Annotated in this window: 14 protein-coding genes and 2 pseudogenes; 5 read left to right on the forward strand and 11 right to left on the reverse strand. The window is 45.9% G+C overall.

The window, feature by feature from the left end; translation table 11 throughout:
• Window positions 1-21: 21 nt before the first annotated feature.
• Window positions 22-282 carry a Rho-binding antiterminator gene (rof, locus tag AACH44_RS04800; protein WP_261848286.1) on the reverse strand — a complete coding sequence of 87 codons (261 nt, stop codon included), beginning with the start codon at window positions 280-282 and terminating at the stop codon, window positions 22-24.
• Window positions 269-469, reverse strand: a complete 201-nt coding sequence (locus AACH44_RS04805; protein ID WP_261848287.1) for a YaeP family protein — start codon at window positions 467-469, stop codon at window positions 269-271. Before AACH44_RS04805 ends, rof begins: the two co-directional genes overlap by 14 nt.
• A 240-nt stretch (window positions 470-709) precedes the next feature.
• On the opposite strand from AACH44_RS04805, the gene AACH44_RS04810 reads away from it, so the two are divergent.
• Both AACH44_RS04810 and nlpE read left to right on the forward strand, forming a co-directional pair.
• On the forward strand, window positions 710-1,264 hold the full coding sequence (locus tag AACH44_RS04810) for a YaeQ family protein (protein WP_261848288.1): 555 nt from the start codon (window positions 710-712) through the stop codon (window positions 1,262-1,264).
• Between the two features lie 68 nt (window positions 1,265-1,332).
• Window positions 1,333-2,022, forward strand: coding sequence for an envelope stress response activation lipoprotein NlpE (nlpE, locus tag AACH44_RS04815; RefSeq protein ID WP_261848289.1), 690 nt, complete (start codon window positions 1,333-1,335; stop codon window positions 2,020-2,022).
• A 76-nt stretch (window positions 2,023-2,098) separates the two neighbouring features.
• Here the strand turns inward: nlpE and mutS are convergent, their stop codons facing one another.
• Window positions 2,099-4,663 carry a DNA mismatch repair protein MutS gene (mutS, locus tag AACH44_RS04820; RefSeq protein WP_261848290.1) on the reverse strand — a complete coding sequence of 855 codons (2,565 nt, stop codon included), beginning with the start codon at window positions 4,661-4,663 and terminating at the stop codon, window positions 2,099-2,101.
• Between the two features lie 1,127 nt (window positions 4,664-5,790).
• Between mutS and AACH44_RS04825 the strand changes: the two genes are divergently transcribed.
• Both AACH44_RS04825 and AACH44_RS04830 read left to right on the forward strand, forming a co-directional pair.
• The gene (locus AACH44_RS04825; protein WP_261848291.1) at window positions 5,791-6,078 is read left to right on the forward strand and encodes a hypothetical protein; all 288 of its coding nucleotides are present in this window, start codon (window positions 5,791-5,793) and stop codon (window positions 6,076-6,078) included.
• Between the two features lie 223 nt (window positions 6,079-6,301).
• On the forward strand, window positions 6,302-6,484 hold the full coding sequence (locus AACH44_RS04830) for a hypothetical protein (RefSeq protein ID WP_338659512.1): 183 nt from the start codon (window positions 6,302-6,304) through the stop codon (window positions 6,482-6,484).
• 202 nt (window positions 6,485-6,686) lie between these two features.
• On the opposite strand, the pseudogene AACH44_RS04835 reads toward AACH44_RS04830, so the two are convergent.
• From AACH44_RS04835 to AACH44_RS04850, 4 genes and pseudogenes are all read right to left on the reverse strand, one after another.
• Window positions 6,687-7,164: pseudogene (locus AACH44_RS04835) on the reverse strand (Hcp family type VI secretion system effector).
• Between the two features lie 755 nt (window positions 7,165-7,919).
• Window positions 7,920-8,507 (reverse strand): LysE family translocator, encoded by a 588-nt coding sequence (locus AACH44_RS04840; protein WP_261848292.1) that lies wholly within the window; start codon window positions 8,505-8,507, stop codon window positions 7,920-7,922.
• Window positions 8,507-9,211 carry an SDR family NAD(P)-dependent oxidoreductase gene (locus tag AACH44_RS04845; RefSeq protein ID WP_261848293.1) on the reverse strand — a complete coding sequence of 235 codons (705 nt, stop codon included), beginning with the start codon at window positions 9,209-9,211 and terminating at the stop codon, window positions 8,507-8,509. The genes AACH44_RS04840 and AACH44_RS04845 overlap by 1 nt, the downstream gene beginning before the upstream one ends.
• Complete coding sequence (locus tag AACH44_RS04850; RefSeq protein WP_261848294.1) at window positions 9,208-9,876, reverse strand: 2OG-Fe dioxygenase family protein; 669 nt, start codon at window positions 9,874-9,876, stop codon at window positions 9,208-9,210. The genes AACH44_RS04845 and AACH44_RS04850 overlap by 4 nt, the downstream gene beginning before the upstream one ends.
• 598 nt (window positions 9,877-10,474) lie before the next feature.
• Between AACH44_RS04850 and AACH44_RS21180 the strand changes: the two are divergent.
• A pseudogene (locus tag AACH44_RS21180) lies at window positions 10,475-10,678 on the forward strand (hypothetical protein); the annotation flags it as partial.
• Window positions 10,679-10,917: 239 nt separating this feature from the next.
• Here the strand turns inward: AACH44_RS21180 and fecE are convergent.
• Genes fecE through AACH44_RS04875 form a run of 4 tightly spaced genes read right to left on the reverse strand, consistent with a single transcriptional unit; the run spans window position 10,918 to window position 14,548 of the window.
• Complete coding sequence (gene fecE / locus AACH44_RS04860; RefSeq protein ID WP_261848296.1) at window positions 10,918-11,685, reverse strand: Fe(3+) dicitrate ABC transporter ATP-binding protein FecE; 768 nt, start codon at window positions 11,683-11,685, stop codon at window positions 10,918-10,920.
• A complete protein-coding gene (gene fecD / locus AACH44_RS04865; protein WP_261848297.1) occupies window positions 11,686-12,642 on the reverse strand; it encodes a Fe(3+) dicitrate ABC transporter permease subunit FecD in 957 nt (318 codons plus the stop codon).
• Window positions 12,642-13,637 carry an iron-dicitrate ABC transporter permease FecC gene (fecC, locus tag AACH44_RS04870; RefSeq protein ID WP_261848298.1) on the reverse strand — a complete coding sequence of 332 codons (996 nt, stop codon included), beginning with the start codon at window positions 13,635-13,637 and terminating at the stop codon, window positions 12,642-12,644. The genes fecD and fecC overlap by 1 nt, the downstream gene beginning before the upstream one ends.
• Window positions 13,634-14,548: a Fe(3+) dicitrate ABC transporter substrate-binding protein FecB gene (locus AACH44_RS04875; RefSeq protein ID WP_261848299.1), complete on the reverse strand. Its 915-nt coding sequence runs from the start codon at window positions 14,546-14,548 to the stop codon at window positions 13,634-13,636. The genes fecC and AACH44_RS04875 overlap by 4 nt, the downstream gene beginning before the upstream one ends.
• Window positions 14,549-14,619: the final 71 nt, after the last annotated feature.

Genomic DNA, 14,619 nt, shown 5'->3' on the forward strand with positions numbered 1-14,619 from the left:
CTAAATGGAAGGAGAAGTCTGTCAGGATTCGCTGACGACGACCTTCCCGATTTCAGGGTGACTGAAACTGACGATGTGATCGAGACGCAGTTCGCGTGTTGTTCCGGAGGCTTCAATAACCAGATACTCAACCTGCTTACGTGAGATCATATCACTGGCTTTACCGGTCACAACTTCACCACCACGTAGTTCCAGCGTCAGCGTCAAACTCTGCTGACAAGTGGCTTCCAGGCTGTCATAATCATCACAGTTGATGGGTTGATATTCATTACTCATTGACATAATCACTCACCAATAAGTTAGCGGCGGCAAAAGCAGCCTGTTCCCTGACGGAGGATGGCAACGCCTCATTCGCGGCAATGCTATCCAGGGTTTTCAAAACACAACCCAGCGAATCGGGTATATAGCCCAGATCGCCACTGGCGATCTCTGCGTATAAGCGACGTACTAATTCACAGTATTCTTGCACTATATCCTCCCTTAAAAGCTTAGCTCGGTAGATATTCATGCATCATCACTAGCTGCGGTGCGCGATGTTGTAAGCCTACGAAGATAAACTCTATTTATCAAACCGACTATAGCATAGGCACTAACAGGATATCAGTAGTCCTTAGAGGCCTAATCTATAGGTTACATGGCAGATACCACCTTTACTGTGAGGATGGCGCTAACTCAAGTAAACTAGGAGGGAATGAAGACGAGGTCACTGATGGCATTAAAAGCAACGGTTTACAAAGCAGCAATCAATATCGCCGATATGGATCGGAATTTTTTCCACGATGCGAACCTGACGATAGCGCAACACCCCTCTGAAACTGAGCAACGTATGATGCTACGGCTTTTAGCGTGGATCTGCCACGCTGATGAAAATCTGCGCTTTACCAAAGGGCTTAGCGCAGAGGATGAACCAGAAATCTGGCGACGTAGTGATACGATGGAGCTGGAATTGTGGATTGAGTTAGGTCTGCCAGATGAAAAGCGTCTGAAGAAAGCCTGCAACCAGTCCCGTGCCGTGGTGCTGTATGCCTACAGTGAGCGTGCAGCACAAGTTTGGTGGAATGCGATATCGAGTAAGGTCTCTGGGTACAAAAATCTGGCGATCCGCTTTTTGGATGACAACCAACTGGCTCAGCTTGCTGGACTAATCCAGCGTACGATGTCATTGCAGGCAACGATCCAAGACGGCACGATCTGGTTGTCTGACGATAAGAATAGTCTTGAAATAGCATTTTCTGAGTGGAAAGCTCCTCAGACTCAGGGATGATAACGAATTGGGTTTGTTATAGCGTATCGAATAAGAACGGAAGAACAGGACAGAGGGACAGAAAAATAATGATGAAAAAACTGGCTATCGGTGTGCTGTTGATGGCAGGGATTTCTGGGTTGATCGGGTGCCATACCCGTTCACAAGTTCAGGAAGAACCCCTTACGCCCATGGCACAAAGTTATCGCGGTGTTTTACCCTGTGCGGACTGTGAAGGGATTGATACGTCACTATTTTTGGAAAAAGACGGGACGTTTATTCTGCACAAGCAATATAAGACGACCTTACCGGGAGAGACCGTTTTCGCTTCCTATGGTCAGTGGCGTCGTACGGCAGATAAGCTGGTGTTGACGGAACGCTCAGGAGAAAAACACTACTTCCGCCCCGTTAATAAAGGGCTGGAGCTGTTGGATGAACAGGGGCTGCCCATCAATTCGCCGCTTCCTCGTCAATTAACGGTGTCCGAACAACCGCTGCCCAAAACGCCGATGATGATGAAGGGGATGTACCGCTATATGGCGGATGTCGCGACGTTTTCCGATTGTGCGACGGGAAAAACCTTCGTGATGGAAGATAGCGCCGAGCTGGAAAGACAATATTTTCGCATAAGAAATACAGCCGGTCAGGCGGTACTGCTTCTTCTTCCTGCTCATTTTGCCGTCATTCCGTCGATGGAAGAGGGCAAAATGATTAAGGCCGTAGTACCTGATGGTAGCAATAAAGCCTTGATGAACGCGGAGCTAAACTGCGATTCATAGACTAACGTGATATTGAAAAGAAAAGGCACTGATTTCAGTGCCTTTTTGCTATCGATTTGTCTTGTTCTAACTCGCGTTAGAGCATTTTCTTTAGCTGATACAACCAATCCAGCGCTTGACGTGGCGTGAGTGCATCGGGATCGATAGCCTCCAGCGCTTCAATCGCCGGTGATGGCTCATCATTACTCAGTAATGCCAGCTGCGCGCCATCGATATGGCTGGATGACGCATTATTCGATAACGTTTCCAGCTCTTTCAGCTTCTGACGAGCACGTTTAATCACTTCTTTTGGTACACCCGCCAGTGCGGCGACGGCTAAACCGTAACTTTTGCTGGCTGCACCGTCCTGTACGCTGTGCATGAAGGCGATGGTATCGCCGTGCTCGCGGGCATCTAAATGGACATTCACCACGCCTTCCATTTTTTCCGGCAGAGTGGTGAGTTCAAAGTAGTGCGTGGCAAACAGCGTCATTGCTTTGATGCGATTCGCCAGATTCTCGGCACAGGCCCATGCCAACGACAGGCCGTCATAGGTTGAGGTGCCGCGTCCGATTTCGTCCATCAGTACCAGACTGTTTTCCGTGGCGTTGTGCAGGATATTCGCCGTTTCCGTCATTTCCACCATGAAGGTGGAACGGCCAGAGGCCAGATCGTCTGCGGCACCTACGCGAGTGAAAATGCGATCGACAGGGCCAATGACCGCTTGATCCGCTGGCACAAAGCAGCCGATATGCGCCATCAGCACGATGAGTGCGGCCTGACGCATATAGGTACTTTTGCCCCCCATGTTGGGGCCGGTAATGATCAGCATACGACGCTGTGGCGATAGCGACAGAGGGTTTGAAATAAACGGTTCACGAAGCACCTGTTCGACGACGGGGTGACGGCCGCCTGCGATTTTGATGCCGGGCTTATCACTCAACGTCGGGCAGACGTAATTCAGCGTATCGGCACGTTCAGCCAGATTAGTGAGGGCGTCCAGTTCGGCCAACGCGGCTGCACTTTGCTGAAGCTCGGCTAAATGAGGCAGCAGCAGATCGAAAAGCTCATCGTAAAGTGCTTTTTCCAGCGCCAGCGCTTTGCCCTTCGAGGTCAGAACTTTGTCTTCGTACTCTTTCAGCTCGGGAATGATATAGCGTTCGGCATTTTTCAGCGTCTGTCGGCGGACATAGTGGATCGGCACCAGATGGCTTTGACCACGGCTGACCTGAATGTAATAACCGTGCACACCATTGAAGCCGACTTTCAGCGTATCGAGTCCCAGCTTTTCACGTTCACGAATTTCCAGTCGGTCCAGATAATCGCTGGCACCGTCAGCCAGCGCGCGCCACTCATCCAGTTCTGCATGGTAGCCCGGTGCGATGACCCCACCGTCACGTACCAACACGGGTGGCGCTTCGACAACGGCGCGTTCCAATAAATCACGTAGCTCATCAAATTGCCCGATCAGGCTGACCAGACGACGAACGGAGTCGGTTTCCAGTGGCGCAAGCTGTTCGCGAATATCGGGAAATTGTTGGAAAGCATGGCGCATACGTGCCAGATCGCGTGGACGTGCTGTGCGCAACGCGAGTCTTGCCAGAATACGTTCCAGATCGCCGACCTGTCGCAGATAGGGTTGCAGGTCTGGTGTGATATCCTGCAACGCGCTGATAGCCTGCTGACGCTGTTTGAGCGCCTCAATATCGCGGCTGGGCATATGAATCCAGCGCTTCAGCATTCGGCTGCCCATTGCCGTTACGGTGCAGTCCAGCACGGCAGCCAGCGTATTTTCTACACTACCGGACAGGTTCTGCGTCAGTTCAAGGTTACGGCGCGTGGCCGCATCCATAATGATGCCATCCTGTTGGCGCTCCATCGTAATACCACGAATATGCGGCAGTGATGTGCGCTGAGTATCTTTCGCGTATTGCAGTAGGCATCCAGCGGATCGTAGCGCGAGTTTTGCCTGCTCTACGCCAAAACCGGTCAGATCACGAGTGCCAAATTGCAGGTTTAGCTGCTGACGCGCGGTATCGGGTTCAAATTCCCACAGCGGACGACGGCGAAGCCCATGACGATTTTCGATCAAATCCATGGACTCAAAGGATTCAGGGTAGAGTAATTCCGCTGGGTTAGTGCGCTGCAATTCGGCCGCCATGGTTTCGCGATCGGCGGGTTCACTGACGCGAAAGCGTCCTGAGCTGATATCCAGAGTGGCATAACCGAACCCCCGACTATCCTGCCAGATCGCTGCCAACAGGTTATCCTGCTTTTCCTGCAACAACGCTTCATCGCTGATGGTTCCCGGCGTAACAATGCGTACGACTTTGCGTTCTACCGGACCTTTGCTGGTGGCGGGATCGCCGATCTGTTCGCAGATAGCGACGGATTCACCCATTTGTACCAGTCTGGCAAGGTAGTTCTCGACGGCATGATGCGGAACGCCGGCCATCGGAATCGGTTCCCCTGCCGAAGCGCCGCGTTTCGTCAGCGAAATATCCAGCAGTTGAGAGGCTCGTTTGGCATCGTCATAGAACAGCTCGTAAAAATCGCCCATGCGATAAAACAGCAGGATTTCTGGATGTTCAGCCTTTAGCCTAAAGTACTGTTGCATCATCGGCGTATGGGCAGTGAAGTCCTTCTCTGTGGCTTCATTCATATTGATTTTACTCAGTCTTAACGCTTTTGTTCGCTCAGGTGTAGCGCAGAGGTGGATGGTCAACCTTACTGATGGTTCGTTACCTGAGCATTGAAATGGGATGCCAGAAGTATACTGGCTGGCAGATGAAAAACATCACCTGCGCGTGCGCTATCTTACCATTGATAGCTGTTATTTGACGTCAAAGCGACGTTACCAGACTGAGACAAGGATGCGCATCCGATTTTTCCACTATTGCTCAAGTACGCGAGGCGGTTCGCAAGTTTGCCTGAAGAGGTATAAGGTCAATAAAACGAAGATGAATACAATCTGGAAGCAATCAATGTTATTGAGCTTATAATGGGTGACATTTTTGCCTAATGCCGCAGTCAATCATAGGGTAAGATTGCAGTAGTAAAAGAACAACCAATCAAGGGAATGGATTGAATGGATAAAAGAGCACTACTCTTAAAATCAGGGAACTACTTCGCCTGAAAAATAATTATGTCTATGTCAAATGCGATGGTTTTAAATTTAATACCCCAGCGAAGAAAGCTGAATCCTTTACAGACTATGTTTTTATCGTTACTCGTTTATGCTGGAAAGCAATGTATCTTCCTGTCTTCATGAGTCTATTTTTTTTTCTATTTATGATTTTTATAAAAATGGGAATGTGGTTGCAAGTATAACAGTATTTTTTATTCTTTTTTCTATAATTTCTTTTTTCGTATTAAAGGTTGAGAGTAATTATTATAATGTACGCATGATCACGATTGTAAGGATAATTAAATTTAGATTGATGTTGTTTGTATTTTCATTATAGATAATGAATGGTTTTTATGTAATTTTCTTGACTATTAATTTAGTTGTTAACCATGAGAAAAACAGTGCTATCAATACAAGAAAGATAATTAATGAATCTAAAGATGAGTCTATTATGTGAAATGGGTTGGTTAATTTTGCAACAAATAAGTAAGTTTTTTCAGGTAAGTAATTAAATACCATTTCGAATAAAAAAATTATGTATAGAATGCTAATTATTATAAATAAAATTATTTTTTTCACGTTACCCCTTCTTCTTATTTCTATCCATGTGATGTATCATTTTAAGCAAAAGGATTTTAAAGTCAAATTTTATGAGGTGTAGGATGAACATTGCTTATCTGAAACAAAAAATGCAGGCAGACCGAATTATTGCTCTAAAAATCGAGAATGCGCTTGTGGAAATTAATCAGGATCTCAGGGAAACTGCGGACACTTTATATTCTGGCGTAGAAAGAGCAAGCTGGTATGGCTCTTGTCTTTTCGATGATTATAAAGATGTTTGTAAGCAGTTAATGACAGAAGATTACAGGATGCTTATTGCTGTTAAGCAAGTGTATCTAAGAGATGATGTTGTTCTTGATATGGTTGAGCTTTTTTTTAAAAAAAACTAAGAAGAATAAGTGAGGAAAAACAAAATAGTATTTTACAGGAAGTCGAAAAAAAATCTGCCGAATACGCCTCGGTTAAATTCAGTAAATTGTCCCTTGCCTATGTTCTGGCAAAAATAGTAAGAATGTCGAAAGATTTTAATGATTCCCATACCAAAATTATTAATAAAAGTAGTCTGGCTGTTGTGCAGGTGGGAAGTTTTATGGAAAAATACAAAAAGCAGTAATGGCAGCAAGGCGATTAAAAAACATAGAGCCAGAATATTATTGGGAATTATATAATGAAAAAATAGAGTTATTATATTTTTTAATTGATCCTGAAATGTCAAAGATAATATATATGACCAATTCAGGTTCTTATAATGAAGAAGATGTTGTTTATTTATTAAATCAGGTTTTAAGAAAATGAAATGGATTATTGAATGGCTTGGCCAGTCTTTTTTTTATCTTGTACCTATTGCTGCCATCGTTCTGGGTGGCATTTTTTTTGTTAGTTTTTTCCCAAACTATGGTTTCTACCTTACCGTTGTATGGGTATTCATTGTGATTTTTTTATATGTGAAATATTCTAAATGGTATTGATAGTATTTAGAATATTTCACGGTTAACTGTTAATATTTTACTGCTTCCCATAAAATGTATGAACTGGTTCTTGCTACCACATGTTCCCACTCTATAGATGCGAATTTGAAAGAGACACTTTCGTGAGGTTGAACCTCATTATGTGTTAATGAATTTGGATAATGAAATTGTATACCTGTGATAACCGCATCTCTCAGCACCATTTTAAAATAGAGTTCGTTACTACCGGATTGTGACGTTCTGTAAAAAGGAATTCACAGGTTAATTTTTCGTTATCGCTTAATGCCTGTCAATAAGTGGAGTAGATTTATCTATTGGCTTTCTTATTTCAACTGGATACAATGAAACATTATCTTGTCTTGTTATCTGGTTCATTAATTCATAAACAAAAATTTCGTCTTCATGGGAAACCTGATATTTATTACCAATCGAGTCTGCACTTGAACAACCTGCAGAGATCAGACCTTGTTTGATGCCGGTGAGTTTCAGATAGATTAAATTTGCCATTATTTACTCCTTAATGTTGTCCATAATCGCACCATAAATCCTTTTTCCTTATGGGAGAGGTAATTTCTGCATTTTTTAGTCAATGAGTCAATAGCGGTTATCGTGCAATGTGTATGATTTCAAATGGTTATTCGGATTATAATTATCGTAAAAATTATTGATATTTTATTTATTTTAGTGGTAGGGAAAGTCGAAAATGTATTCCATTGGTATACTAAAAACCAGTCATTAAAAATTTATCCTATATTTATCAATGAGTAATATATAAAAATCAATACTGCTGCATCATCGGCGTATGGGCAGTGAAGTCCTTCTCTGTGGCTTCATTCATATTGATTTTACTCAGTCTTAACGCTTTTGTTCGCTCAGGTGTAGCGCAGAGGTGGATGGTCAACCTTATTGATGGTTCGTTACCTGAGCATTGAAATGGGATGCCAGAAGTATACTGACTGGCAGATGAAAAACATCACCTGCGCGTGCGCTATCTTACCATTGATAGCTGTTATTTGACGTCAAAGCGACGTTACCAGACTGAGACAAGGATGCGCATCCGATTTTTCCACTATTGCTCAAGTACGCGAGGCGGTTCGCAAATTTGCCTGAAGGGTTATGTCAATAAAGCGAAGGTTGGATGTAATCGGGGATCAATCGATGCTGTTGAGCTGATCGATAGCATATATTCTTTTTTGATGGGTTGAAATAAAATGAAAAACTATCCCCCTTAGGTGTGAAGAGGGATGTATTTCCTATTTCGATTAAATCCATAAAAATACAATTGCAATTAATAGTAAAATACCAAATATTTTATCTTGGTTTTTATTTAAAAAGCTCCCACTGTTTTTTATGATAATTTCACTTGAGTAACTCCATAGAAGATGAGATAACATATTACACAACGTTATGATTATAGCTAACATTATACCATAACGATAATCTTCCGCTTGCTTGGAAAAAAGTGAGTATATCGTTATGATTATAGCAATGTTTTTAGGATTGATTGCTTGTGCAAAAACACCATGAACGAAACCACTTTTGATATTTTCTTTCTTTTTTACTGAGCTATCTGCTCTGATCATGCTTATTGCTAAGTAGAGCATATAAATACTACCAAGAATTTTTGCGAGCAAAGATAAACTCTCAAATTTACTTAACATTTCCTCTGCGCCGATTGCAATGATAAGCGAGTAAACGAAGGGTAATACCTGAAGCCCAGCAATGAACTTTAGCGTTTTCTTAAAACCTTGAACAGAGGCAATACTCAGGCAAAGGATATTTGTTGGGCCTGGAGATAAAGCTAAAGGCAAATTAACGAGTAAAGCACTGATTATGAATTTTATATCCATTATATGTCCTTAAATGCGGTCCATCCACCATCAACGAAAAGTGTACTTCCAGTTATAAATGATGCTTTGTTTGATAATAAAAACTTAATGGCTTCAGAAACCTCGCCAACTTCCCCTGTTCTTTTCATTATATGATTGTTGTTCACTTTCTCCATTAATTTATGATCTTGGTAATAATCATTGGTCAATGGTGTTTTAATAACACCAGGAGCGACTGAGTTAACCCTTATTTCTGAAGGTGAAAGCTCAATAGCTAAACATTTAGTTAAACCAATTAAGGCATGTTTGCTTGCTACATAAGCACTTCTGTTTGGCTCACCTAATACACCAGATACCGATGAGATATTTACAATGCTACTTTTTTTATTCAAGTTATACCGACATGTTTTTGCTGCTAAAAAAAAGGAATCCACATTGATACTGAACACTTTTTTCCATTCAGTATAGGATAATTCATCCAGAGAGCATATTTCCCTGACCCCTGCACAATAGACTAATCCATCAAAGATATGGTCGCTTATCTTTCTCTTAATCAGGGAGGGTATTGCTTCTGGATTACCTAGGTCAAGTTCGAAAAAATCAACTTTATCATTAGATGGTTTAATCCTATCAAAAACTAAAACAGAGAATCCTTCTATTAGTAGATCTTCGGCGACTTTTTCACCAATTCCGCTACTGCCGCCAAACACAATGAATTTCTTCATTTTTTTTGCACCTTACTTTCTAAGGTAACCAATAAAATATCTCGGTAAGACGTGCTGTTTTGTTGAGTACATCCTAATGGTGTGACAGCATGGAAAAATTCTTTTGTCAGTACAATAGTGTCCATAAATGTAGATAAACTCTTTACTATATTAATAGATTTTCCATCCTTTGATATAATGGAGTCTCCACCAACAGCGTTATCTGATTTAGATAGAAAGTGTAAAAAAACTAAATCTTCATCATCTTTATGTAACCATAACGGTGAGCTGTATGATGGGTGTTTTTCAGTTGCGACATATCTGATGGGATGCACACCTATATCAAACTGGTTCAATTTTGTTTTGTTTATAATGTAGTCTACATCAGTTAATAATGTTTTTTTAAATAGCTCATTATTAGTTATTTCATCGGGGATATCGATGAAGTCTCTGTTTTTTCCCCCATCCACATTATTAGAGTCATAAGTTTGAAAATATGTTGAGTTATTACTTTTGACTAACCCTTTTTTTGCTGTGAATGTATATCTTCTATATGCTCTTTTTCTTATTTTTTCATTTGCGTAGGGGTCAAATTCCAATTTGTCATACATTTCTCTAAATGTTTGTTCTTGAAGTGTTTTAGATGAGAATTGTGCGCCTTCAATGAAAATATTATCCAGTAACATAGAATGTCCCTATTATTTTTACCTGTTTAGTATTTTATATCCGTTATACTTAACGTTGCCTGTGCGTTGGCGGCGTTAGTAACTCGATTCATCCCATCCATAAGCCTCGCCCCGTTGGGGCGGCTGCAAGCAGCGTTCAAATCTGCTCCCAGCAGATTTTTCACCCAAATAACTTATATGAGTAAACGCACTGGGACTCTTTCTTTTGCCATCTTCCTGAAACTCGAATTATTTAGAGTATAAATTATTTAATGTAAGAGGTAATTGACTGAGAAACAAAGTTAAATGTTTTCTTGTTATATGTAAAGTATTTGTTGTTTTTTTTATTGTAATTATTCTGATGAACATCATAAATACATTGCTAATCCATTTATTGCGTGAAGCTGTAACGATATGGTGTTATTTACTAGCAAGTGAAATATTACCATGGTTATTATTTATGGAAGGGGATTAATATTCTGGTGACATTTTTTGCACTGCCTTTGGGGCCAATTTTCCGTATTCCTTCATCACTTTAGGTAACACCTTACCAAAGGCTGTTGTAAGTATCCTTGTGAGACGAAACGTTTACTTTTAGAGACTTCCAGCGGAGAACGCTATGCTAAAACTGAATTTTCGCCACAAGGGAAAGCAACGTTTGCCAGTGCGTAATTCAGCCCCGTTGGTGATACCGGAACAACTGAGTCAGAGTGAGTCAGTAGATTTTATGCATGATGTGACACTGGAATTGATTAAACCGAGCAAGCCAATGCGGAATACGTTTATCGAATGTTGTAACCGGACGTACCGAACAGAAATGCTGGCTGATGGCTGAACACGCGAGGCGGTTCGCAAGTTTGCCTGTTAAATGAGTGATGCTCCGCGTTTATTCTTTATTCTGTGTGTGATTCAATATCCTGAACTTTCTGCCAACTGGGCAGATTTTTCAGTCGCTGCGAATAGCGTTGAGTATTGGGGAAGCGCTCAGCAGGAACGAGCCGTTCCACGACGGTATTGATAACGAAACCCAGCATATCTGGTGGATAAGCACATAACCCGCGATCACCGCACCACACACATCGGCTGACCTGATACCGGCTCGGGGTGAATCTCCGCATCAATGCTGAATACCTGTTGCAGCAGCTCTGGTTTCATCACCTCGTGCGGTGGCCCTTGTGCTATCACGCGTCCACCTGCCAGCATGACCAAATGATCGCAGTAGCGGCTGGCCTGATTCAAATCGTGCAAGACGGTTACCACTGTTTTGTCGGCCTGATTCAGTTCGCGCAGCAGTTTCATTAATTCGACCTGATGATTGATGTCGAGATAGGTGGTGGGTTCATCGAGCAGTACGACGGGGGTATCCTGCGCCACCAGCATTGCCAGAAACGCGCGCTGGCGCTGTCCGCCGGACAAGTCGGTTAACCGTCTTTCTGCCAGATCGACAATGTGTGTTTTCTCCATCGCGAGCTGCACGCGCTGACGATCGTCCTGTGATAACCGTCCCCATAGCGATAGCCAAGGGCTGCGCCCGTAGGCCACCATGTCACGTACGGTGATCCCCTCTGGCGTGAGGTGATGCTGTGGTAACAAGGCCAGATGGAGCGAGAGTTGGCGGGCGGAGAATGTAGAGAGCCGTTTGCCATCGAGCAGAATAGTGCCGGACTCTGGAGTAAGCAGCTTGGCGAAACACTTGAGCAGCGTTGACTTACCGCACCCGTTAGGGCCGATCAGGGCGGTGATTTTTCCGCTAGGCAGTGATAACGACAGGCTATCAAGAATACGCTTGTCGCCATAGCCTGCCGTCAGATTTTGTGTTGTCAGTTCCATTTAGCGCATTCTCATAAGAAACCAGAAAAACCAAGGTGCACCGATAATCGCGGTGAGCACCCCAGCGGGTAATTCCATCGGCGGGTTCAGCGTGCGTGCCAGCAGATCGGCAAGGAGTAGCACCAGCGCACCGGCAACGGCAGAAGTAGGAAGAAGCCAGCGGTGCTGTCCTCCCACCAGATAGCGGATCAGATGCGGTACAACGAGGCTGATAAAGCCAATGGGTCCGCAGACGGCTACGCTGGTCGCGGCGAGTGCCACGGCGAGCGCCAATCCCCAGAATTGAATACGCCTGATATTGACGCCCAGCGTGCTGGCGCGGTCGTCGCCCAATGCTAATAAATCCAGATCGCGGCAAAAGCGCAAGCTGAGCGGAATCAGTATACAGAGAACAGGCAGTGCGACCATGACGAATGACCAGTCGCGTCCCCATAGGCTACCCGTCAGCCACAGCAGCGCATTGTTGATATCCTGCGGCCGGGAGAGGATCAGATAGTCAGTGATGCTTGCCCAGGTGGCGGACAGCGCCACGCCGATGAGCGCGAGCCGCATCGGGGATGATGCTCCCGCGATAAGCCGAAGCAGCAGTCCGGCGAGGCCGCCGATGAACGCGAGAAGCGGTAACCAGAGCACAGGCAGCGCTGGCACCAGCATCAGCGCACCGACGGTCGTCAGACTTGCCGCATGGTTCACGCCGAGAATATCCGGTGAGGCCAGCGGGTTACGCACAATCCCTTGTACCAGTACGCCGGAAATTGCGAGTGCTGCACCGACGAACAGCGCCAGCAGCACGCGAGGTAAGCGATACTGTGTCAGCACATAATGATGTTCATTGGCGTTGTGCCAGCCGTTTATCAATGCTGACCACGGTAGCGGAATCGCGCCCATACGTAGTGACAGAATGCTGGTGGTGAGTAACATCAGCGTGATCGAAATAAATACCGTGATGGGGCGCATTATCCTCGTTTCCTTGCCAGCCAGACAAAACAGGGCGCACCGATGAGCGCCAGCACGGCACCAGCAGGGAGTTCACCCGGCCAGGCAAGCGCACGGGCAAGCAGATCGGCCAATAGCATAAATGCCGCCCCCATCAACATACTCATCGGGAGCATCTTTCTTTGGTCGTAACCGATCCAGAAACGCGCCAGATGCGGTATTAACAGGCCGATAAACGCCACCGGACCCGCTACGCTCACGCAGGCTCCCACCAGTATCAGTACCGCCAGATTGAGGATCAGACGCAGACGGCCTAAGTTGACGCCCAGCGTATGGGCACTCGCGTCACCGATGTTCAGCAGGTTAAGCTGGTTCGCCATCATCAGCACAACGGGGCAGACGATGATGACAAACGGGAAGAGTTGCCAGAATTCCACCCAGCGCGCGTGGGAGACACCACCCGCCAGCCAGTAAAAAATGCCATAGGCGTGATCTTCCGCCAGCAGGAGCGTAATCCGCGTTAAGGCCATGCACAAGGCAGATAGCGCGACGCCAGCCAGAATCAGTCGATTGCGGTCAAGCGTTTGTCGCCAGCCACCGCCCGCTGCCATCACCATTAGCCAGCAGAGTCCGCCGCCGATAGCGGCAACAAACGCAATGGGGTAGCCGGAGAGTGAAGACGTGAAGGCGCTGGTCAGCGCCATCGCCAGCGCTGCACCGCTGTTGATGCCGAGCAGGGAAGGAGAAGCTAGCGGATTATGGGTCAGGGTCTGAAGCAGAGCGCCGGACAGCGCCAAACTAGCGCCGATCAATACGGCAACCAGACTGCGTGGCAGGCGCAGATTGAGCACTAATGCCTCTGGGAGTGAAGACGGCGATCCTGTAATCAGCGCCTTGATGGCACTGAGTGCGGGAATGGGAATGGCGGAATAACAGAACAGGCTGAGCCAGAATACGCCCAGCAGTGCCGCTATCGGCAATCCCCAATGCCAGAGCGGGTAGAAATTTCCCCTCATTGCTCGCTGTTGATGCTAACGGGCTGATGTTTAAAAATTTTCACCGTATCGCTGCCAATGCGCTCCGCTGCAAAGATACCGCGCATCCGCGCCCAGGCGTTACTGTCGACGGCGGCAATCTGCTGTTTTTGCTGTGCTTCCAGCATGTTCCAGAGCGCATCCTGCTGCCAGCGTTTCACAATACTTTCTTCGCGATAGTGCGTCACAATCAGCCACTGTGGGCTAATCGCCAGCAGTTGTTCCAGATTGATGGAGGCCATGGGGGCATTGTTGATGGGTTTCGGCACGCTCAGGCCGAGGGCAGCCAGCACGCTGCCGGTGTAAGCCTCGTTGGAATACAGGTTAAACTGCTGTTCGCGCGAGGTACCAAAAGCGACGCTTGTGCCTTTGGGAAGCTGATCGGCGTAGGCTTTCATTGTCTCGCGATGCTGGGCGAGGCGGGTCTGCATCGCACTGTCTTTCCCCAGCACCTTGCCGATGATCTCCGCCGAATGCAGGTTCTCTTCATAGGTTTCGTTACGTGATTTCAGCAGCAGTACTGGCGCGATCGCCTTCAGCGCCGTGTAAATACCGCTATGGCGGCTGCTGTCGGCGATAATCAAATCAGGCTTCAGTGCGCTGAGGGCTTCTAGACTCGGCTGCGCGCGTGTTCCCACGGAGTGCCAGGGTTTTAGGTGTTCACGGACTTCCGCCAAAATCCGCTCAGGATCGTTGTCATCGGCGATACCGACTGGGCTGACGTCTATCGCGGCCAGCGCATCGGCAAAAGAAAGTTCCAGCACGACAATGCGCTGAGGCGGCGTGTCGAGTGTAAAGGAACCCTGTTCATCCTGCACCGTTACGGCATGGGCGCGACCCAGTCCGAACAGACAAAGTGTGGTAATCAGTACAACGCGAAGTAGAGCAAACATAGTGTAACTCCGTTAGTGGTCGTGAATATTCAATAGCCAGGCCGGGCATCTGCCCGGCGAGAGATAACGTG

This window comes from Pectobacterium araliae (genome assembly GCF_037076465.1).
GTDB classification, from domain to species: Bacteria; Pseudomonadota; Gammaproteobacteria; order Enterobacterales; family Enterobacteriaceae; genus Pectobacterium; species Pectobacterium araliae.